Source organism: Pseudarthrobacter sp. Hb11, from assembly GCF_059383655.1.
Map to the genome: position 1 here is coordinate 1 of NZ_JBWZCM010000012.1, position 21,546 is coordinate 21,546.

Annotated in this window: 17 protein-coding genes; 7 read left to right on the top strand and 10 right to left on the bottom strand. The window is 65.9% G+C overall.

All coding sequences use genetic code 11. The features are described 5' to 3' along the window. Positions 1 to 95 precede the first annotated feature (95 nt). Positions 96 to 1,277, bottom strand: a complete 1,182-nt coding sequence (locus AC50X7_RS14970; protein WP_494979745.1) for a resuscitation-promoting factor — start codon at positions 1,275 to 1,277, stop codon at positions 96 to 98. Between the two features lie 278 nt (positions 1,278 to 1,555). Further along, on the bottom strand, positions 1,556 to 2,458 hold the full coding sequence (locus AC50X7_RS14975) for a TatD family hydrolase (RefSeq protein WP_494979746.1): 903 nt from the start codon (positions 2,456 to 2,458) through the stop codon (positions 1,556 to 1,558). Positions 2,459 to 2,621: 163 nt separating this feature from the next. Here AC50X7_RS14975 and AC50X7_RS14980 point away from each other — a divergent pair, with 163 nt between their 5' ends. Genes AC50X7_RS14980 through AC50X7_RS14990 form a run of 3 tightly spaced genes read left to right on the top strand, consistent with a single transcriptional unit; the run spans position 2,622 to position 7,685 of the window. Further along, positions 2,622 to 3,746 (top strand): AAA family ATPase, encoded by a 1,125-nt coding sequence (locus tag AC50X7_RS14980; protein WP_494979747.1) that lies wholly within the window; start codon positions 2,622 to 2,624, stop codon positions 3,744 to 3,746. A gap of 10 nt (positions 3,747 to 3,756) precedes the next feature. Continuing rightward, complete coding sequence (locus tag AC50X7_RS14985) at positions 3,757 to 5,193, top strand: DUF58 domain-containing protein (protein WP_494979748.1); 1,437 nt, start codon at positions 3,757 to 3,759, stop codon at positions 5,191 to 5,193. After that, positions 5,190 to 7,685, top strand: a complete 2,496-nt coding sequence (locus tag AC50X7_RS14990) for a transglutaminase TgpA family protein (RefSeq protein ID WP_494979749.1) — start codon at positions 5,190 to 5,192, stop codon at positions 7,683 to 7,685. Before AC50X7_RS14985 ends, AC50X7_RS14990 begins: the two co-directional genes overlap by 4 nt. A 71-nt stretch (positions 7,686 to 7,756) precedes the next feature. On the opposite strand, the gene AC50X7_RS14995 is transcribed toward AC50X7_RS14990, so the two are convergent. Next, entirely contained in the window at positions 7,757 to 9,256 is a 1,500-nt protein-coding gene (locus AC50X7_RS14995) for an NAD-dependent succinate-semialdehyde dehydrogenase (RefSeq protein ID WP_494979750.1), read from the bottom strand. A 182-nt stretch (positions 9,257 to 9,438) separates the two neighbouring features. Continuing rightward, entirely contained in the window at positions 9,439 to 10,380 is a 942-nt protein-coding gene (rsmI, locus tag AC50X7_RS15000) for a 16S rRNA (cytidine(1402)-2'-O)-methyltransferase (RefSeq protein WP_494979751.1), read from the bottom strand. Positions 10,381 to 10,426: 46 nt separating this feature from the next. On the opposite strand from rsmI, the gene AC50X7_RS15005 reads away from it, so the two are divergent. Together AC50X7_RS15005 and AC50X7_RS15010 are read left to right on the top strand one after the other, a co-directional pair. Then, the gene (locus tag AC50X7_RS15005) at positions 10,427 to 12,154 is read left to right on the top strand and encodes a dolichyl-phosphate-mannose--protein mannosyltransferase (protein WP_494979752.1); all 1,728 of its coding nucleotides are present in this window, start codon (positions 10,427 to 10,429) and stop codon (positions 12,152 to 12,154) included. Positions 12,155 to 12,219: 65 nt separating this feature from the next. Continuing rightward, positions 12,220 to 14,046 carry an AMP-dependent synthetase/ligase gene (locus tag AC50X7_RS15010; protein WP_494979753.1) on the top strand — a complete coding sequence of 609 codons (1,827 nt, stop codon included), beginning with the start codon at positions 12,220 to 12,222 and terminating at the stop codon, positions 14,044 to 14,046. On the opposite strand, the gene AC50X7_RS15015 is transcribed toward AC50X7_RS15010, so the two are convergent. Continuing rightward, complete coding sequence (locus AC50X7_RS15015; protein ID WP_494979754.1) at positions 14,037 to 15,272, bottom strand: TIGR01906 family membrane protein; 1,236 nt, start codon at positions 15,270 to 15,272, stop codon at positions 14,037 to 14,039. The genes AC50X7_RS15010 and AC50X7_RS15015 overlap by 10 nt on opposite strands. A 137-nt stretch (positions 15,273 to 15,409) precedes the next feature. Beyond that, positions 15,410 to 16,402 (bottom strand): stage II sporulation protein M, encoded by a 993-nt coding sequence (locus AC50X7_RS15020; RefSeq protein WP_494979755.1) that lies wholly within the window; start codon positions 16,400 to 16,402, stop codon positions 15,410 to 15,412. 64 nt (positions 16,403 to 16,466) lie between these two features. Here AC50X7_RS15020 and AC50X7_RS15025 point away from each other — a divergent pair, with 64 nt between their 5' ends. Continuing rightward, positions 16,467 to 17,267 (top strand): RDD family protein, encoded by an 801-nt coding sequence (locus tag AC50X7_RS15025; RefSeq protein WP_494979756.1) that lies wholly within the window; start codon positions 16,467 to 16,469, stop codon positions 17,265 to 17,267. A gap of 3 nt (positions 17,268 to 17,270) precedes the next feature. Here the strand turns inward: AC50X7_RS15025 and AC50X7_RS15030 are convergent, their stop codons facing one another. From AC50X7_RS15030 to AC50X7_RS15045, 4 genes are all read right to left on the bottom strand, one after another. Next, positions 17,271 to 18,509 carry a L,D-transpeptidase gene (locus AC50X7_RS15030; protein ID WP_494979757.1) on the bottom strand — a complete coding sequence of 413 codons (1,239 nt, stop codon included), beginning with the start codon at positions 18,507 to 18,509 and terminating at the stop codon, positions 17,271 to 17,273. A gap of 63 nt (positions 18,510 to 18,572) precedes the next feature. Beyond that, positions 18,573 to 20,051 (bottom strand): adenosylhomocysteinase, encoded by a 1,479-nt coding sequence (gene ahcY, locus AC50X7_RS15035; protein WP_494979758.1) that lies wholly within the window; start codon positions 20,049 to 20,051, stop codon positions 18,573 to 18,575. Between the two features lie 106 nt (positions 20,052 to 20,157). Beyond that, positions 20,158 to 20,409: a hypothetical protein gene (locus tag AC50X7_RS15040; RefSeq protein WP_494979759.1), complete on the bottom strand. Its 252-nt coding sequence runs from the start codon at positions 20,407 to 20,409 to the stop codon at positions 20,158 to 20,160. A 76-nt stretch (positions 20,410 to 20,485) separates the two neighbouring features. Then, positions 20,486 to 20,875, bottom strand: coding sequence for a DUF3499 domain-containing protein (locus AC50X7_RS15045; protein WP_494979760.1), 390 nt, complete (start codon positions 20,873 to 20,875; stop codon positions 20,486 to 20,488). 119 nt (positions 20,876 to 20,994) lie between these two features. Between AC50X7_RS15045 and AC50X7_RS15050 the strand changes: the two genes are divergently transcribed. Beyond that, entirely contained in the window at positions 20,995 to 21,507 is a 513-nt protein-coding gene (locus AC50X7_RS15050) for a metallopeptidase family protein (protein ID WP_494979761.1), read from the top strand. The last annotated feature ends 39 nt before the right edge of the window (positions 21,508 to 21,546 follow it).

Genomic DNA, 21,546 nt, shown 5'->3' on the forward strand with positions numbered 1-21,546 from the left:
GGCCTTGCCCCTCCCCCCCCCCCCCCCCCACCACCACCACCCCCCCCCCCCCCCCCCGCCGCACTGCCCCGGTGGGGGCTTGAGTCAGGTTTGCGTCAGCTGGTGGCAGCCCAGCCGCAGCCCCACGGCTGCAGGCCGCGCTGGGCGTAAACGCGGTTGGCGATATCGATCTGCTGGGCCTTGGTGGCAAGGCTGGCGTTGGGAGCGTACGCGCCGCCGCCGGATCCGAGCCAGGTCTGGATGTCGAACTGCAGTCCGCCGTAGTAGCCGTTGCCGGTGTTGATGGACCAGTTTCCACCTGCTTCACACTGGGCGATCTTGTCCCACATGGCCTCGTTCATCATGGCAGGGGCGGCAGCACCCGTATTGGCGCCGGCACTGACTTTCCGGGCAGGGGCCGCCGGAGCCGGGGGGGCTACCGGCTTGTCCTTCGTGCCCACCGTGATTATCTCGGTCACAGGCTGCGCGGTGACCGCTTCGGACACGAGGGTGCGTGATGCTTCGCGGCCATCAACCAACACCAGCTTGAAGGTTTTTTCCACCTTGCCGGCGGCGCCTGCCTGGGTGACTTCCTTTTCACCCTTCAGAAGCTCAGCGCTCTCCTTGGTCTCCGACTTGAACGGGACCTCCTCCGCTGTCACCGCGGTCTTGGCCTTCACGCGGGACACCTTGATAACCATGTTGTTCACCACGTGGGCGTTTGCCGGCTGGGAAGTCCGGTCTTTGGCGCCAAGGGTAAGGCCTGCATCTTCCAGTACCTTGCCCACCGTGGCGGCAGTTGTGGTGGCGGTGTCCACTTTGCCGTCAGCAACAATACTCACGGACTTGGGAGTGGTGATGGAGACGAAGGACCCTGCGACCGAGAGCTGGGCGTCCTTGGGGACGGAGACCAGCGATGCACTTGCGACGCCGAGTTCGGTCACCAGTCCGGCAACGTCCTGGGCTGTGGTGTTCACCGTCTTTTCGGAGCCGTCCAGGCTGACCTTGACTGCCTTGGCCATGTTGACGTTGATGACCGTGCCGTTCTGGACCGTGGCATCAACGGCTGGGGAGACCCGGTCCGCCGGCTTCAGCTCGACGTTGGCGCTCTTGACGACCTGCCCCACGGTCCCGCCGAAGGTACGAACGGACGTTACCTTGCCGTCGACGTTCAGCGTAATGGTCTTGTTATTGCCGACGAAGGCTACGAGGCCCACCACCAGCGCGCACAGAACCAGGAGCTGGGTTCCAACCTTGATAACGCTGAACTTGCCGTCCGTTGTAAAGAACTTGACCACGATTGCCCGTAACTTTAGGTCCTTCCGGGCACGGGGATAGCGCAATAAAATACCCGGCACCGCCTCGAAAGGGCTGGTCCGGGCATCATCGCACCGCCACACTGCGCAGCAGGCAGTCTGGAACCAGGCCCAGCAGACCCTGCTGCAAAATGAAGTGAATTTGCCTGGTGGCCTTCCCCGACCCCGGCTAATTGATTCCTACTGTAACCGTAGCGTTATAAAGCGGCCAACAATTCTGCATACCCGGTATCGCCCTGGAGCCCCGGCGCTACGTGGTCTTAATCCCAGGATCCGTACGCGCGCACGGTATTCTCCTGGATTCCCGTGCACAGCTCCGCGAGGTCAGTGCCTGTCAATTCCGCCATCGAACGGACGGTGTACGGGACCATGTAACTGGCGTTCGGGCGGCCCCGATGAGGATGCGGGGTCAGGAACGGAGCGTCAGTTTCCACCAAAACCAGGCCGGGATCAGCGACGGCGAGCGCAGCCCGCAGGTTGGTTGCGTTCTTGAACGTCAACGTGCCGGCGAAGGACATCCACCAGCCCTCCTTATTACAGATTTCAGCCAGCTCCTCATCCCCGGAAAAGCAGTGGAAAACCACGCGGTCCGGAGCCCCTTCTTCCTTCAGCACCTGCACTACGTCGCTGTGGGCATCCCGGTCGTGAATCTGCAACGTCAGGTCCAGCCGCTTGGCAATGTCTATATGGCGGCGGAAGGAATGGCGCTGGTGGGCCAGGCCCGCCCCTTCGGTGCGGAAAAAGTCCAGCCCGGTCTCGCCGATAGCTCTTACCCGGGGATGGGCCGCCAACCGCTCAATTTCCGCCAGCGCCTCTTCCAGCTCGCCGCGTTCGGCATAGCGCGGAGCGTCGTTGGGGTGCAGCGCCACCGCGCCAAGCAGGCGCTCGTCAAGGTCCAGCGCCTTGACCGTAAACCGCGAGGATTCCAGATCGCAACCCACCTGGACCGCGCCCCGGACGCCCACCGCCTCGGCGGCATCGAGCGCCTCCTTGATACCCACCGGCGCTTCCCCGTCCGGGAAATCCAAGTGCGTGTGGTTGTCCATAACCGGCACTGGTAAAGGCTCGGGGGCAGGGGGAAACTCACGCTTCGGGGAGGCTCCGGATTCCTGGCCGCCGGGGACGGAAGCTCGGTAGGCGGCAGGGATCAGCGGATTGCACATTTATCCACCCTAACCGGGAACGGTCGCCCACATTTATTGGAACTCTCTGTCAGCCGAAGCAGTTGTGTTAGTAGTCTGGTACGAACAGATGCGGACGCCCACCAATGGGCGAAGGCAGGGCTTGCTGTCCCGTCCAGGTGAACCCCTGGCTGAAAGGTTGCCGATGGAATCCCACCGACGCACTGCCAACGATGTGAGCGCTGCGAACCGCAGTTTGGCGGGGGTCGCAGACCCCGTCAGCCATCTCAACGGGCACCGGCCCACCCCCATGGACGGCGCGTCATTCCACGCGGCCAGCGAACGGATCCTGACCACCATCAACACGGTGATCGACGGAAAGTCCGACGCCGCGAAGCTGGCCCTGACCGTCCTGCTCGCCCAGGGGCATCTGCTTCTGGAAGATGTGCCGGGTGTGGGAAAGACACTTTTGGCCAAAACGCTTGCCAGGACCATCGACTGTACGGTCAACCGGATCCAGTTCACCCCGGACTTGCTGCCCTCCGACGTCACCGGCGTCTCCATCTACAACCAGGCCTCCCGGCTCTTCGAGTTCCGGCCCGGTGCCGTGTTCGCCAACATCGTGATCGGCGATGAGATCAACCGCGCCTCAGCCAAAACCCAGTCAGCCCTGCTCGAGTGCATGGAAGAGCACCAGGTGACAGTGGACGGCAATTCGTACCGGCTGGACGAACCCTTCATGGTGGTGGCAACACAGAATCCGATCGAGATGGAGGGCACGTATCCGTTGCCTGAAGCCCAGCGGGACCGCTTTATGGCACGCATCTCGATGGGCTACCCGGACAAGGACTCCGAGATTGAGATGCTTGAGACCCATCAGGCAACGTCCCCTCTAGCCCGGGTGTCGGCAGTAGTCACCACTGCCGAGGTGGCGGCCATGATCGCGACGGTACAGCAGGTCTATGTCTCGCAGGCAGTCAAGGAGTACACGGTGTCCGTGGGCAGGGCCACCCGGGAAAGCCCGCTGCTCCGCTTGGGCGCGAGCCCCCGGTCCATGCTGCAGCTGCTGCGCGCTGCCAAGGCAACGGCGGCCCTGGACGGACGCGACTTTGTCCTGCCTGACGACGTCGTGCATGTGGCGGAAGCTGTCCTGGCTCACCGGATCATCCTGGACCGGAAGGCCGCCGGCGCCGGTGAAACCCCGCACAGCGTCCTCCGCGGCATCCTGTCCCGGCTGTCGGTCCCGCACCGGCCTGCCGATCCAGGGAACAGGGCTCCCGGGTCCACGAACAGGACCACCCCTGTCGCAGGCATGAGCCGGAACCACTAGGCGGTTTCCCATGGCGCTGCTGGACAGACTGCCCCGACACCTCTTCACCCAGCGGGGCTGGGGAATGCTGGCAGCCGGGGCCGCGGCACTTGCCGCAGCGCAGGTGATGGGCCGCCGGGACCTGCTGAGCCTGGCTGTACTGCTGCTCGTCCTTCCAATGGTTTCCCTGGCGGGGATCCGGCTGGTGAAGCCCCGCTTCCAGGTGTACCGCGAATTCAACCCGTCACCGGTGGAGACTTCGGCCCCTGCCACCGTGCGGCTTGCGGTAGCCCGTACCGGGGCAGCCAGCGGCAGGGCCACCATGGAGGAAAGGCTGCCTTCCCGGTTCGGTGAGTCGCCTGCCTTCCGGTTTCCGTCCCGTTCGGCCACCGGCGGCACCAGCAGGTACGAGTACCACCTGCGCTCCACCCAGCGCGGCCAGTTCCTTATCGGACCCGTGACCGCCGAGTTCACCGATCCGTTTGGGCTGTCCCTGCACCGGCAGGCAATTGACGACGGCGACACCCTCACCGTAACGCCCGCCGCCGTCGTGCTTCCTTTGACCGGGCTGGCCGGCGCCCGGGGCAACGACGGCGTCACGGCCACCAGGATCCGGGCCAACCCCAGTGACGACGACGTCATGACGCGCGAATACCGCCATGGGGACCCGATGCGCCGGGTGCACTGGACCGCTACCGCCCGCCACGGTTCCCTGATGGTGCGGCAGGAGGAATCCGTCACGACGCCGGAGGCCACGATCATTCTGGACCAGAGATTCGCCGCGTTCTCCGGCAGCTCCGGGACGGTACCGCCAGGAAGCACAGCCCAGGATGGGCACTCCATGATCAGCAGCGAAACCTTCGAGTGGGCCGTAGTTGCCGCCATGTCCATTAGCGCACACCTCGCCGAGCGCAATTATGGCCTGCGGCTGCTGGACGCCCGGGGCGAACCGGCATTCCTCCGTTCAACCTCAGCCCCCGAACCTGAGGTTGAGGAGTACACCGGAGCCTCCGGCCTCCAGTCCATCGCTGAAAGCCTCGCGGCAATCCAGCTCACAGGGCCGCACGCCCGCCGCGACTCAGGTCGAAGGGATATTTTCGGATCCCGGGAATCCCACGGCCACCAGGAATCCGGACCGCCGCCCTTTGATGACAACCTGATGGACAAGTTGTCGGCGCACAGGATGCGGGGACCGCTGATCGCAGTCCTGGGAAAGATCTCACCGATGGAAGCCTTCTCACTCGCTCCGGCCGCCGGGTACGGCACCAACGCCTTTGCCATCGTTGTCACAGACCGGCCCGCGGAGTTCGAGGACGCTCTCGAGAAGCTCCGGCAGGGAGGTTGGCGTGCCGCGGCCGTGCCGCCGTCGGTATCCGTTGCAGGTGCCTGGAACCAGTTCGACCAGGACGTCGCCTTGCCGGAAACCCCGGCGACGGAGGTCCGGCGCGGAGCGGAGGTGGCAGGATGACCATTGCGCCGCCCCGGAATACCGGAACGGACCAGCACCCTGCACCCTCAGCTGGGAACGCAGCAGGGCGTACCCGGATTGGCCCTTACCCGTGGGCGATGGCAGGCTCCATCGCCGTTGGAGTGGCCGGAGCCGCCCTGTCCCTGAACGGAGTCCTGAGGGGCTGGGGCTGGTACTGGCCCGTTTTCACCACCGTGCTGGTGGTCTGCTTCACCCTCGCCGCCCTGCGTGCAGTGAGGGCCAAGCCCCTGCTCGTGACAGCCGGCGGGTTCCTTGCCCTGGGCGCCGCCCTGACCTTGACATTCTTCCGCGGCTCCAGCGTTGCCGGCATCATCCCCACGGGAGCAACCCTGGCTGAGCTGGACCGGCTGATCCGTCGCGCCAGCGAAACCGTACTGTCCGAAACCGCACCCGTCGCCCCGAATGTGGGCATCGTGATGGTGGTCTGCGCCGTCCTGGGCCTGGCTGTCATCCTTGTGGACGCGCTTGCGGTGCCGCTGGGCATGCCTGCCGCCACCGGCGCGGGGCTGCTGGCCATCCTCGTGGTGCCCGCCATGATCAAGCCACAGAGCGTAGGCTTCTGGGGATTCACCGCGGCTGTGGCGGGGTACCTGATGATCCTCGCCTGCAGCCAGTGGTTTGTTCCGGACGCCCGGACCCCCGCCGACTCCGCCCGCAGCCCGGGCCAGGTCCGGCGGGCCGCTTTGACAGGCTCCGTGGCGCTGGTAGCCACCCTGCTGGTGCCGCTGGCAGTCCCTGGCTTCGACCAGGGCACCTTCCCGCAGGGTTCCCGCCTTAACCCGTGGGGCGCATCCACGGGCCTCAATCCGATGATCACCCTGGGCAACAGCCTGCGGACGCCTGCCGGCACCGGACGCATCACCTATGCCACGAATTCGAAAGCACCGCTGTACCTGCGGTCAGTCACCGTGGACCATTTCGACGGCGACTCGTGGGGCCCGGATGACCGCAACGCCTCCCGGCGCTCCCTTGGCAGCCGGATTGACCCCGGCTATACGGTCCTGGCGGACGAACAGCAGCCCGTGGTGACGGCAATCGATGCCGGAACCTTCACCAGCCCCTACCTGCCGGCCCCGTATCCCCCGGAATCCGTGCGGGGCCTTGACGGCCGGTGGACCTGGGATCCGGCCACCCTGAGCATTAAGGGTACGGACGCCACCTCCCGGCGGCAGGAGTACCTGGTCCGGTCTTCGGTTCCGAAACTGACGGCGGGGCAGTTGGCCCGGTCTTCGGCAGGCGTGCAGGGCATCCCGGAGGACTTCACCAGGATTCCGGGCAACGTTCCCGAGATTGTCCGCACGACGGCCAGCACCGTGGCCGGTTCCAGCGCGACGCCCTACGAGAAGGCCATGGCCATCCAGAAGTACCTCCGCTCCGCGGAGTTCACTTACTCCCTGCAATCTCCGGTGCAGGGAGGCTACGACGGAAACGGCCTCTCGGTCCTTGCTGACTTCCTGGACCAGAAAAGCGGGTACTGCATCCATTACGCGTCAGCCATGGCCGTGATGGCCAGGCTCGAAGGGATACCCAGCCGGATCGCAGTGGGCTATGCCCCGGGCAGGTTGACGGGCGCCACCGTTTCCGTGGCAGGCGAGGGCGCACTGCCCGAATACGAGGTGGACGCCAGGGACGCCCACGCCTGGCCGGAACTGTACTTCCAAGGGTTGGGCTGGGTACCATTTGAGCCCACGCCGTCCCGCGGGGTAGTGCCTGACTATGCTTCAGAAGCATCGGCTCCTTCAGCCCCGGGTGCCCTCGAGAACAATGACGACCTGGTCCCGGATGCCACCCCAGCTCCTGCCCCGGCACCAAGCGCCGCTCCCCTGCCCGCGCCGGGTGGAGGCGAAGGCACTGATGCCGGCGTGCAACTCCTGCCCCTGTTGCTGGGCCTGGGCGGAGTCCTGGGGGTTGCCCTTCTGGCCGCCGCCCCGCGCCTGGCCAGGACAGGCATCAGGGCACGGCGGCTTCGACCGGCAGATACCGAGACGGCCGCAGTGCTGGCCTGGAATGAAATGGTGGACTTGGGGACCGACTATGGCCTGCCCCCGAAATCCAGCGAGACCCCGCGCGCTTACAGCTCGCGCCTTCGCGAATCATCCCTGCTGGGTGAACCGGGAGGGATGGATGATGCTGCCCACCGGGCGGCGACTGCGTTGACCTCAGACTTCGAACGGCGCGAATACGGCAGGCCGCCGGAAGGGGCGGAGGCGCCGGAGGAGCGCACCGGACGCTCCCGGGCCGCGGGCGCGGACCAGGAGGTGACCGGCGCCCGGATCGCAGCACTTGATACGGCTTTGCGCGCCCATGCCCCCGCACTGCGGCGGTTGCGTGCCTTGTGGGTGCCGCCGTCGGTCATTGGACGGCTGGGACGCCTGCTGGCGGCACCGTTCCGGGCTGCCGGAGCAGCTATGGTCCAGGCAGCAAAAGCCGCCGCACGCTTCTGGTCAGCGCGCTGGTCTGCGCGCTCCTGATAACAAGCATGCGGCGGCTTTGCCGCCCGAGCGATTTGCCGCCCGAGGGATTCGCCCCCTGAGGGAGGGGACTACCCGGCGTAGGGGTCTGCGATGCCGATGTACTGGGTGTAGAGGTATTCCTCGATGCCTTCGAGGCCGCCTTCGCGTCCCAGTCCGGACTGCTTGACGCCGCCGAACGGTGCCGCAGCATTGGAGATGACGCCTGCGTTCAGGCCCAGCATGCCGGTCTCCAGCCGCTCACCCATCCGGATGCCACGGTTGAGGTCCTTGGTGAAGACGTAGGCAACGAGCCCGTATTCGGTGTTGTTGGCCAGCCGCACCGCGTCATCTTCGCTGCTGAAGGTGATGATCGGGGCGACGGGTCCGAAGATTTCCTCGGACAGGATCCGGGTGCCTTCGGTGACGCCGGAGAGGATCGTGGGCTGGTAGAAGTAACCCGGCCCTTCCACCGGTCCCCCGCCCAGGACTGCCTTCGCGCCGGCGGAAACGGCGTCGGACACCAGTTCGTGGACCTTGTCCCGGCTCTTGGCGTCAATCAACGGGCCCACCTTGGACTCCGGCTCGGTGCCGCGGGCGGTGGTCATTTCCTTCATCTTCGCGGCGAACTTCTCCGCGAACTCTGCGGCAACAGACTCGTGCACTATGAAGCGGTTGGCAGCGGTGCAGGCCTCGCCCATGTTCCGCAGCTTGGCAAGCATGGCTCCGGCGACGGCGGCATCAAGGTCGGCGTCCTCGAAGACCACGAATGGTGCGTTGCCGCCAAGCTCCATGGACGTGCGCAGGACAGTTTCGGAGGCATCGGCGAGCAGGCGGCGTCCAACCTCGGTGGAGCCGGTGAAGGACAGCTTGCGGAGCCGGGAGTCCTTGATCAGCGGGCCCGTGGTGGCACCGGCCGTGGAGGTGGGGATGACGTTCAGGACACCGGCGGGCAGGCCTGCCTCCATCATGACGGCGGCGAACAGCTGGGAGGTCAGCGGGGTCAGGTTCGCGGATTTCAGCACCATGGTGCAGCCCGCAGCCACGGCGGGGGCGATCTTGCGGGTGGCCATGGCCAGCGGGAAGTTCCACGGCGTGATCAGCAGGCAGGGACCCACCGGCTTCTTGGTGACCAGCAGCCGGGACTTGCCGTCCGGGGAGACGGAGTAGCGGCCGAAGGCGCGGACGGCTTCCTCCGAGAACCAGCGCAGGAACTCCGCGCCGTACGTGACTTCGCCCCGGGCTTCTGCCAGGGGCTTGCCCATCTCCATGGTCATCAGCAGCGCAAAGTCCTCGGCCCGCTCGGTCACGAGCTCAAATGCGCGCCGCAGGATTTCGCCGCGCTCACGCGGCGGGACCTTGGCCCAGGAGTCCTGGGCGGCCACGGCGGCGTCCAGTGCAGCGGCACCATCCTCAGCGCCGGCGTCGGCAATGCTCAACAGCACCTTGCCGGTGGCCGGGTCTTCGACGTCGAAGGTTTTGCCCGAGGCGGCGGCCCGCCACTCACCATTGATAAGCAGGCCGGTGGGAACAGAGGCCAGAAGGGCGCTTTCGCGTTCTGCGGAAACGGCCGGCTGTGCAGTGACAGTCACGATGACTCCCTTGTCAGTAGGGTTGTTGCAGCCCCGGCGGCGGCTGGAGTAGCCGCCGTCGTCCTGGCTGATTAGTTGCCAGACTACTGCTGCACCCGCGGTGGGTCTACGCCTTGACGCACTACCGAAACGCGGAAGGGCTGTGCACCTGCACAGCCCTTCCCGGCCCTCTGGCTGCCCGGCTACCGGGCGGCCAGAACAGCTGAGTAGAGCTCCCGTTTGCTCACCCGGACGTCTTCGGCGACGGCGGCGACAGCCTCCTTGAGGCGGATCCCCTGGCCCACCAGTGCATTGACAGCAGCCACGTGGTCCTCGGGTGTTCCGGGCTCCTGTTCAGGCGCGCCGGCCAGGACAACGGCAATCTCACCACGGACTTCACTGGTTTCCGCCCATTGCAGGAGCTCCCCGAGCGAGCCGCGGATCACTTCCTCGTAGGTTTTGGTCAGTTCCCGGCACACGGCCACGCGGCGGTCGGGCCCGAAGCGTTCGCGCAGCGCCCGCAGCATCACCTCAAGCCGGTGCGGCGCTTCGAAGAACACCATCGTCCGGCGCTCCCCCGCCAGGTCCGCCAGGCGTGACGCCCGTTCGCCTGCCTTCCGTGGCAGGAATCCTTCGAAACAGAAGCGGTCTGTGGGCAGGCCGGACAAAGCCAGCGCCGTCAGTACAGCCGATGGTCCGGGTACGGCGGTGACCTTGAGCCCGCCGGCCACGGCGCCCTCCACCAGCCGGAACCCGGGATCGGACACCGAGGGCATCCCCGCGTCAGTGACCATCACCAACGTCTTGCCGGCCCGTACCTGTTCCAGCAGCTCCGCAGTCTTTGTTGCTTCGTTGTGCTCGTGATAGCTGATCACCCGCCCGGCCACAGTGACGCCCAGGCTTTGCACCAGCCGGTGCAGGCGGCGGGTGTCCTCAGCGGCAACAATGTCCGCCGTGCCCAGCAGCTCCACCAAGCGGGCAGAAGCGTCGCCCGTGTTGCCGATCGGGGTGGCCGCCAGCACGATCCGCCCGCCGGCCGGCGTTGGCACCGCGGCTGCCTCCGCCGCCTCTGACGGCTGCCCTCCGGCTTCCTCGTCGGTGATGGCGGTGCCGGATTCAGGGAAGGGGCTGGGGTTAGGGTCCACGCCACCAGCCTACTGCTGCGGGGCGCAACCAGCCGCAAAAGGTAGCATGGGGCTCGTGACGCAGACCTCGACGCGGCCGGCCGGGGCCGAATACGCCACATCCCCGGCGTCCAGCAGCTCTTCCTCCGAAGCTGGAGGCCAGCCCGCGGCCCGCCCTGCCCGGCCCTGGGTCAGGCGTCCAGCTGAGGCCTTTACTGCGGAGTCCCTGCGCACCCGGCTGCTCGGGCCTGTCCAAAGCTGGCGGGACTACCCGCCGTCGCTGCGGCTTTGGTTTTTGCTGGTTCCTGTCCTGACTGCGGCAGCCGGCGGCGTGCTGCGGTTCGTCCGGCTGGAGACGCCGCACAAGCTGGTCTTTGACGAAACCTATTACGTCAAGGACGCCTACTCGTACCTGATCAGCGGTTATGAGCGCAGCTGGCCGGACAAGGCCAATGACTCCTTCAACGCCGGGAACCCCGGCATCCTTCTGGATTCTCCCGAGTACGTGGTCCACCCCCCGGTGGGAAAGTGGATGATTGCCGCCGGCATGTCGGTCTTCGGCGCCGACAACTCCTTCGGCTGGCGCTTCGCCGCAGCACTGACCGGGACCCTGTCCATCCTGCTCCTGTCCCTGATAGCGCTGAAACTCTTCCGATCACTTCCCCTGGCGGGTGCCGCCGGGCTTCTCCTGGCCGTGGATGGCCACCACCTGGTGATGTCGCGGACTTCGCTGCTGGATATCTTCTTGATGTTCTGGATCCTTGCAGCGTTTGGCGCCTTGCTGATGGACCGGGATGACGGCCGACGGCGGCTGGCTGCCCGGCTGGGCAAGGTTGCCGCTGCCAACGGGGGGCTTCCCACTACTACCCAGCTGCTGTCCGGACCCTGGCTGGGCATCCGCTGGTGGCGGGTCGCAGCGGGTGTCTTCCTGGGCCTTGCCGTGGGAACCAAGTGGTCCGGATTGTTTTTCCTGGCCGGTTTCGGCATCCTCACCGTCCTGTGGGACCTCAGCGCCCGGCGGGTGGCGGGGATCCGCGGCTGGATCAGCGGCGGCGTCATTAAGGACGGCATCCCGGCGTTCGTGAGCATGGTTCCGGTTGCCGCTCTTGTCTATACCGCCACCTGGACCGCCTGGTTCCGCTCAGACAACGCGTACTTCCGCCGCTGGGCGCAGAGCAATCCGTCCGCCGAGTGGGGCTGGCTGCCGGATTCGGTCCGGTCCCTGGCGCACTACCATCTGGAAGCCTACAAGTTCCACCAGGGCCTGGGGTCCGAGCATCCGTATGAGGCAAGCGCCTGGAGCTGGCTCGTGATGGGCAGGCCGACGTCGTTCTTCTACGAATCACCGGAGCGCGGCACTCCGGGCTGCAACGTGGACAAGTGCACGTCCGCCATCCTGTCCGTGGGAAATCCCATGATCTGGTGGGCGGCAGCCCTATCACTGGTGGTTCTCCTGTTCTGGTGGGCAGGACGCCGCGACTGGCGGGCCGGAGCAGTGCTTGCCGGGGTGGCCGCCGGGTACCTTCCGTGGTTCATGTACCCGGAGCGCACCATGTTCTACTTCTATGCGGTGTCCTTCGAACCGTTCCTGGTGCTGGCCCTCGTGTACTGCCTGGGTCTGGTGCTGGGGAGGACGACGGATCCCCGGTGGCGGCGCCGGTCCGGCCTGTACCTGGTGGCCCTGTTCGTGGCCGCCGCAGTCCTGCTGGCAGCCTACTTCTATCCCGTCTGGGCCGCCGAGGTCATCCCGTACCAGGAGTGGCGGCTCCGGATGTGGATGCCTTCCTGGATCTAGGGCAGGATGGCAGGAGACCTTGACGGAGCCGCTGCCGCGGCATGGCAGCGGAACGGGGACCTGCTGTGAGAGAAGCGAGCACCGAACTGCTGGTTGAGCTTGATGCCGCCAGCAACGTCACGGATCTATTGCTCGAGCAGCAGGCCCTCAATCCTGCCCACGCCCTCTACCGGCGCAAGGGGCCCAACGGCTGGTTTGACGTGACCGCGCAGAAGTTCCTGCAGGATGTCAGTGCCCTTGCCAAGGGCCTGATCGCGGGCGGCCTCGAACCCGGTGACACCGTGGCGGTTATGTCCGCCACCTCCTACGAATGGACGCTGGTGGATTTCGCCATCTGGTTTGCCGGCGGCGTCACCGTTCCCATCTACGAAACGTCCTCGGCCAGCCAGGTGGAGTGGATCCTCCATGACGCGGGCGTGCGGCGCGTCTTCGCCGAGGACCGTGCCAAGGTGAAGCTGGTGGCCGCTGTCCTGGCCGGTTCCGAACTCCTCCGCGACCGGCTCATCAACGTTGTCCGCATGGACTTCGAGGGCGAAGCCCCGAACCTCGCGAGCCTGGCCGCCGCCGGAACCGGTGTCACCGACGCCGAGCTGGAACGGCACCGGAGCCGGGCAGGGCTGAACGACGTCGCTTCCCTGGTATACACGTCGGGCACCACCGGCAGACCCAAAGGCTGCGAAATCACCCACGGCAACTTCGCCCTGGTGGCGCGGAACATCGTCGCTTTCCTCCCGGAACTGCTGCTCCAGGACAAAGCCCGCACGCTGATGTTCCTGCCGCTCGCACACGTCCTTGCACGGGCGGTCCAGGTAGTCTGCCTCTCGGCCGGTGCCACGCTTGGGCACACAGGGGCGACCCGGCTCCTCGAGGATCTGGCATCGTTCCGGCCAACGTTCCTTCTGGTGGTTCCGCGGATTTTCGAGAAGGTCCGTGCCACCGCGGGGCACAAAGCAGCAGTGGGCGGCAAGGCCCGGCTTTTCAGAGCCGCCTCGGCAACTGCCATTGAGCACTCGCAGGAGGAAGACAAGCGCGGCCGGGGCGAGGGCAACGGTCCCGGGCTGCTATGCCGGATCCGCCACGGGATCTATGACAGGCTGCTCTACCCCCGGCTCCGGCAGGCCTTCGGCGGCCACGTGGGATACACCGTGTCCGGGGACAGTGCCTTGGCAGCCGAGGACGCCCATTTCTTCCGCGGCGCGGGCATTCCCGTACTGGAAGGCTACGGCCTGACCGAGACCACCGCGCCGTGCACCGTTAACACGCCCTCCCGCACCCGGGTGGGTTCAGTGGGGATCCCCATCCCCGGCACTACCGTGCGGGTAGCCGAGGACGGCGAGATCCTGGTCAAGGGAATCGGCGTCTTCCGGGGTTACCACGCCAACCAGGCGGCGAACGCAGAGGCTTTTGTGGACGGCTTCTTCCGCACCGGCGACCTCGGGCAGCTTGATTCCGAGGGGTTCCTGACCATCACGGGCAGGAAGAAGGACCTACTGGTGACCGTCGGCGGCAAAAACGTTGCCCCCGGGCCGTTGGAGGAACGGATCCGCGCCCATCAGCTGGTGGCCCAAGCGGTGGTAGTGGGTGACGGAAAGCCATTTGTCTCGGCGCTGGTGAGCCTGGACCCGGAAGGCCTGGCGAACTGGCGCTCCGAGCAGGGACTGCCAGCCCTTGCTGTCCGGGACGCCGTCACGGACCCGCAGGTGGCTGCAGCGATACAGGAGGCCGTGGACCAGGCGAACCACCTGGTGTCCAAGGCAGAATCGATCCGCAGGTTCACTGTGCTGGACGCCCAGTTCACGGTCGAGTCAGGACACCTGACGCCCTCACTCAAACTGAGGCGCTCCGCCGTCGTGCATGACTACGAAAGCGAAGTCGCCAAACTTTACTCCTGACCTGCTGACTTACCGGCTGCCTGACCTGCTGACTGATCCGCAGACTGACCTGCTGACTGATCTGCTGACTGATCTCCTCCAGCGGATTGGTGGTCCTTGACGAGGCCGCGGCGCCGGCGGGTGGGCCAAGTAAGGATCAGCGTGACGAGCGCGGTCAACAGCACCAGGCCCGCGATCACAATCCCGGCGTCGATCCAGAACTGGCCGGGGAACAGCCGGATCAGGGTGTCATCCAGGCTGAAAGTCCAGGAACCATCGGCGAAGAAGATCCGGTGGAACTCAGTAAAGAACTGCTGCCAGCCCAGCACGGCCAGCGAACCCAGCCCCAGGATCAGGACCAGCGTGATGATCGAGCCGGCGAACAGGCCCCTGCGGACTCCCCCGGTGCTTCGCTTGCGCAGGTAGAGGACAGCGATGATACTCACCAGGACCAGCAACACGCCGGCACCAAAGGTGGAGAGGATCACCAGCTTGACGTCCGCCATGTGGCTGACTTCGCCGTCCTTGAACAGCTTGTCGCCGCCGCGGTGCACCAGGTCCCCCAGGTAGCGCGGGCCGGACCAGTTGCTGAGGTAATCGACGGCGTACGAGCCGTAGGTCATCCTGTCGTCGGTGCTGAACCCGTAGCCATCGCCGGGAAATCCGGGGCGGTTGTACTCCACCCAGAGGAACAGCGGGCTGGTCACTGCACGTACCGCAAGGATGAGCAGGATCAGTGGGAAGAAGATGGCAAGCAGGACCTGCATCACCCGCGGGGCTACCGGTTTGGCGTTGGCCGCGCTCTCCCGCTGCGCTTTACGGCGCTCCACCTCTTCCTCGGGCGGACGGACCTGCAACGCGGAGGTGGGGAGCGGCTCCTTGAAAATAGGCGAGCTGCCATGTCCGGACTCGGGTTCGGCATCTGCGACGGCGGCCTCTGCGGCTTTCCGGTCAGCCCTGCTCTCCGGCTGGGTGGCCTTGCGGGCCTCCGGAGCCGTGGCCGTGGCAGTTGAGCCGGCGGCCCCGGTCCCGGTGTTTACCGGCGTCGATGCTTTCCTGTCCCCGGCCGATTCCCCCGGCCCTTCAGCGGCCGGCCCATCGAAACTGTCCGTCGCAGAACTCCCGGTGCCCGTACCGGCGGGAGTCATCCAGGAAAACGCCGGCTCGGCAGAGTCCCCTGACGTGTCCAGGACCGGTTCCGGCTGCGGCTCGGCGCGCCTGGCGCGGGCAGGAGTTTCGTCTTTCACAGCAGCGTCACTTCCGTTGGGATTCCGCGCCAGGTTCTGGGTCCGTGGCGCGCTTTATCTGTTGACGAGCCTACCGTCCGGGCTTCCGGCTGGGCGAGGAACCACCCCGGCGGGATTACAACGATTCGAGCAACGCTTCACGCAGCGATTTCCGAATAGCCCGCGTCCTCGCGGCGGAGGTCGCCGCGTTCGCCCGCGAGGTAGGCTGGCCGTCCGCAGGCGAGGACATACAGCCAGTAGGCGGCCAGAACCGCGGCTCCGATGGTGATCTTTGCCCAGACCGGCAGTGCGCTGGGGGTGACGAACCCTTCCACCAGGCCGGAGAGGAACAGCACCAGGACCAGTCCCAGGGCTACCGTGATCAGGGATCTGCCCTCCTCGGCCACGGCCCGGCCGCGGGTGCGCGGCCCCGGCGACACCATCGCCCAGAAAATCCGGAGTCCTGCAGCGCAGGCAATGAACACTGCGGTGAGTTCCATCAGGCCGTGCGGCAGGATGTAGCTGTAGAAGACGTCGGACTTTCCGGCGGCCGCGAACATGCCGGCGGCAATACCAACTCCTTGGGCGTTGCTAAACAGGATCATCGGTACCCACACTCCCGTGATCCCCAGGGCCACGGCCTGCGCGCTGATCCAGGCGTTGTTGGTCCAGACGGCGCCGGCGAAGGAGGCAGCGGGGTTCTCCGAGTAATAGTTGATGAAGTCCTCCTCGACGTACTGCCTGGCCGCCGCCTCGGACGCCACCGCGCGCAGAGCCTCAGGGGACGTGCCGATCCAAAGAGCGTAGGCCGCCCCGATGAGGACAAAGACCGCCCCACAGGCCAGGGTGAGCCAGGTGAGCCGGTAGAAGGCGGCAGGAAGGGCCACCACAAAAAACCGAGCCAGGTCCTCCATAACGTTGGACCTCGCACCGGTAAAACGGGTCCGGGCCTGGGCAAGCGTCGCGGACAGGGAGGCGGACAGGCCGCTCTCCGGCGCCAGCGACCGGATGAGGGAAAGGTGGGAGGACGTGGACTGGTACAGCGTCAGCAGTTCATCTGCTTCCGGCCCGCTGAGCCTGCCTTTGTAGGCAAGCTCGTGCAGCCGGGACCACTTGTCCGCGTTGACGGCGGAGAACGCGTCCATATCCACGGCACCAGCCTAGCGGCCCGCCATAGACTATGAGCGTCCCATCACCGCGAGGAACAGGAACAGTGTGAGTTCGATAATCACCGGCGAGGCCGTGGTCCTGGAACTGCGCCCCGCATCCTTTGCAGCCCGCGCGCTGGGCCTGCTTTTGGACATGGCCTTGAGCATCATTTTGCTGGTGGTGATCCTGTTTGGAGTGGCGGCCGCGGGCGAAGACCTCGACGACGCGGCGATGCGGGCCCTCGTGGTGGCCAGTGTGGTTTTCTGCCTGGTGATTGTTCCAGTGGCGGTGGAGACCCTGAGCCGCGGGCTCTCGCTGGGCAAGCTCGCAGCAGGCCTCCGGGTTGTGCGGGAGGACGGCGGCGCCATCCGGTTCCGCCACGCACTCATCCGCGGGCTGACCGGTTTTCTCGAGATTTACCTGACCTTCGGTGGGCTGGCCATCGCTGTGGCCCTGTTCAATGACAGGTCGCGCCGGCTGGGCGACCTGATGGCGGGGACCTACGCCATCCGCAGCCGTGTCCCGGTTGAAGAATATCCGCCGGTGCTTGTTCCGCCCCGGCTCCGGTCCTGGGCATCGGCGGCGGATATCGGCCGGATTCCGGATGCGACGGCGCGCCGGGCATCCCAGTTCATCCGGCAGGCCCACCGGATGGCGCCACTGTCCAGGGCCGGCATGGCGGAGTCAATCGCAACTGAGCTCTCCGCCCACGTGGCCCCGCCGCCGCCTGCCGGGACCAGCCCCGATGACTACCTGGCCGCCGTCGTGGCGGAGCGGCGGAACAGGGAGCTCGCCCGGTTGTCCCAGGCACGACGCCGGAGCGCCGAGACGGGTGAGCGGCTGCACCGGCTGCCTTTCGGCAGCTGAGCGCTAGTTGGCGTATTCGCTCCACGGGATGTTCCAGTCGCCGAACCCGTCATCGTGGGCTGCGTAGTCGCCTTCAGTATTGACGATCTGGACAACGTCTCCGGTGCCCATGTTCTCGAAGACCCAGGCGGCGCCGTCGGGAGCGAATCCGATGCAGCCGTGTGAGACGTTGGTGTTGCCGATGAAAGGGAAGGCGGACGGCAGAGCCTGGTGGATGTAGGCGCCGCTGAGGGTGAGCCGGATGGTGTATTCCACGTCGACGTTCCCGTAATAGGCCGGATCTCCGGGCTTCAGCCCGATGCTCGAGGCCCGGAAGTGGTCGTAGCGTTTCTTCTCCATCAGCACGCCGTAGCCGCGGGCGGACGGGAACCGTTTGTCCCCCATGCTCACCGGCAGCGTCTTGACCGCCCGGTCGTTGACGCGGAGGGTGAAGGTGTGGGCTGCCGCGTCCGCCACCGCTACCTTTTTGTCGCCGATGGAGACGTTCACCTTCTTGTTGAAGTTGGCAATCTGACCGTTGCCCAGGTCCACGCCGAACAGCTGCATGTCCATGGTGATGGTGGAGTTTGCCGCCCAGAAGTTTTCCGCCCGGTACCGGACCATGGTGTCGCTGTGCCAATGGAACGCGCCCGCCTGGCCGGCGCTGCTGGTGATTTTAATGGCCTTTTCCACGGCCTCACGGTTGACCACAGGTTCACTGAAGATCACCTGCAGCGGCTGCCCGACACCCACCTTCATGCCGTCCAGCGGGTAAATGGCTGCATCCGCCTCGTGGGAACTGGAAACCGTGCTGAAGGACTGCGTGGTGCTGGTCTCGCGTCCGGCTCCGTCCTTCACCACGTAGGTGTAGCTGTAGTCTGTGTTGAACTTCAGCGGGCCGGAAGCTGTCCAGCCTGTCCCCGCGGCGTCGATGCTGCCCTCCACCGTCTCGCCGGAAGTGCTGGTGAGGGTGACGCGTTCAATGGTCCCGTCGGCCACCTTCAGTGACACCGGGGCGGCCGGGTTTACCTGCTTGGCACCGTTGGCCGGCGCGGCGTCGAGCTTGACCGGGGCGATAACGGGCACAGCGATGCCGGGCGAGGTCCTGGCCGCGGACCCTGCCTCGGATTCGATGGCTTCGCGGGCCATGCCCGGTGCCACTGCAGCGAACACGCCGCCCACAGCGGCGAGGAGGCACACAGCCAGCACCACAAGTATTTTTTTCACACGACCCGGCCGGCGGGATTGGACTTCGGGCTCCATATTTTGATCCTAGGCGCAGAAAGTAACAGCCCGGGCACTCTGGGCGCCCGGGCACTTTACTTCTTAGTAACGATAGTGCTCGGGCTTGTACGGGCCTGCGACGTCCAGATCCAGGTACTCAGCCTGGTCCTTGCTCAGTTCGGTCAGCTCCACTCCCAGGGCATCCAGGTGCAGGCGGGCCACCTTTTCGTCCAGGACCTTAGGCAGGACGTAGACCTGGTTCTCGTACTCGCGCTCCCCCTCGGGCTGGTCCTTCTTGGTCCACAGCTCGATCTGGGCGATGGTCTGGTTGGCGAACGAGTTGCTCATCACGAAGGACGGGTGGCCCGTGGCGTTGCCGAGGTTGAGCAGGCGGCCTTCGGAGAGGACGATGATGGAACGCTCAGCCCCGGTGCCGGCTTCGAAAACCCATTCGTGGACCTGCGGCTTGATTTCCACCTTCTTGATGCCGGGGATTTTGGCGAGTCCGGCCATGTCGATCTCGTTATCGAAGTGTCCAATGTTGCCCACAATGGCCTTGTTCTTCATGCCCGCCATGTGCTCAGCCATGATGACGTCCTTGTTGCCAGTGGTGGTGATGAAGATATCGCCCTGGGCCAGGACGGACTCCAGCTTGGCCACCTGGTAACCGTCCATGGCCGCCTGAAGGGCGCAGATGGGGTCGATTTCGGTGACGATCACGCGTGAACCCTGGCCGCGCAGTGCCTCCGCGGCACCCTTGCCGACGTCGCCATAGCCGCAGACGATGGCTACCTTGCCGCCCATCAGCACGTCCGTGGCACGGTTGATGCCGTCCGGAAGCGAGTGCCGGATCCCGTACTTGTTGTCGAACTTGCTCTTGGTGACGGAGTCGTTGACATTGATCGCGGGGAAGAGCAACTTGCCCTGTTCAGCGAGCTGGTACAGGCGGTGGACACCGGTAGTGGTTTCTTCGCTGACACCCTTGATGGTGGCGGCCGTGCGGGTCCACTTGTGCGGGTCGGCTGCAAGGGACCGGCGGAGGACGTCAAGGAAGATGCCGTACTCCTCGGAATCCGTCGGGTCGGCGGACGGGACGATGCCCACTGCCTCGAACTCGGCGCCCTTGTGCACCAGCATGGTGGCGTCGCCGCCGTCGTCAAGGATCATGTTGGGGCCGAGCTCCGGGTTGGTCTCCGCGCCGGGCCAGGTGAGGATCTGCTCGGCGGTCCACCAGTATTCCTCGAGCGTTTCGCCCTTCCACGCGAACACCGGAACACCCTGCGGGTCGTCTACGGTGCCCTTCCCCACCACCACGGCAGCGGCGGCTTCATCCTGGGTGGAGAAGATGTTGCAGGAAGCCCAGCGGACCTCGGCGCCCAGGGCGGTAAGGGTTTCGATCAGCACCGCGGTCTGCACGGTCATGTGCAGCGATCCCGCGATCCGCGCACCCTTCAGCGGCTGGGTGGGTCCGAATTCCTCGCGGAGGGACATCAGGCCGGGCATTTCGTGCTCTGCCAGGCGGATCTGGTGCCGGCCGGCCTCGGCCAGCGAAATGTCGGCAACCTTGTAATCAAAAGCCATGGATGAATCCTTTACTTTGTCCGGCGGTAGGGCCGGGTACTGCTTCCGGCGCCCGGTCCGGGAACTGCAGCGTGGGCGCCTATGGTCTGTGCTGGCGGATGAAGGGCTAAACAGCCTGGGGTGAGACGGCGGCTGAACCTTGCCGGTCCGAATCGTGCTGGTCGGACCCGGCCGCAGCCGCTGCTGCCAGCAGGGCAGGCGGAAGGAGGAGGGGAATTCCGTCCTCGATGGCATAGCGGGGCTTCGCTCCGGATTCGCCCGCGACGGCTGCAACAAGTTCCTCGCCTTCCTGCACCAGGGACGACCCTGTCATGGGGCAACGCAGGACGGACAGGAGTTCAGGACTGATCTTTGGCATTATTCATGCTCCCTGGCGGGCGCGCTGGCGCGGTATCGGACGGAATTGCAGCTTCCAGCCTACCGCCAGATGCGCGTCAGGACGGTTCCCGCAGGACGCGGAGGTGGCCCCTTCGGGTCCCTTCGGCTCCGGCTGGTGCTTCGAGCGCCGAATGGGGGCCGCGTTTTCCGGACGGCGGCGGCGCCTGGGCGGGCAAGGCAGCAGCATCGCGGACTGCATTAGCCAGTGCCAGGAGGTCGTCCGGGCCCGGCTGCTGCGGCGTGGAGGGCATGGCCAGGCGGAGAACTTCCCAGCCACGGGGGACGGTGAGGGAATCAGCGTGCTGCTCGCAGAGATCGTAACAATGGGGCTCCGCGTACGTGGCCAACGGACCAAGGACCGCTGTGGAATCCGCATATACGTACGTCAGAGTAGCTACCGCTGACTGGCGGCACGCAGATCTTGAACACTGACGGATAGCTCCCACGACATCACAGACTACTCCGTGCAGGCGGCAAAACACGGCATTGCCGCCCCGGGTCGACGCGCCCTGGCGGGTGGAGCCCATGTGTCGCGTAAATCCCCGCCCGGGTTTACAGTCGATGTATGCAGTCATCGAACCATGAATCAGGCTTTTCGGTCCGGTTGGCTGACCCGGACGCCCGCAGGGACCCGGGCACCGCATCGCCGGGCAAGAGCTTTATGATGCGCCGCCGCAACCGCCACGGCCGGGGCCTTCGCGGCGAGGTGATGCTCCCCACCCATCCCGGTTACCGCACGCGTTCTGACCGCTTCGATGACATGGTGCTGGACTCCGCGCAACGGCTGCACGACATCTGGGGCAAGACCCTCGACGGCGTCCGTTTCGGCGTCGATGAAATCCCGCCGGACCTGGAGCAATTGACGGCGAATGCCACCACTCCCCCCATGGGTTCCTATACCCCTGGGGCGGGCGAGGACGGGCCGATGATTACCGTGTACCGGCGCGTGGTTGAACAGGCGTGCGGCAGCGTGGACGAACTCCACGACCTGGTCCATGACGTGGTGGTGGAGCACACGGCTGAAATGCTGGGTGTCGCACCGGAGACCCTGGATCCCGTGTACCGCCGCCGGTACTGATCCCGCTTCATCAGCTGCTGCTGGCCGCTGCATCAGCCT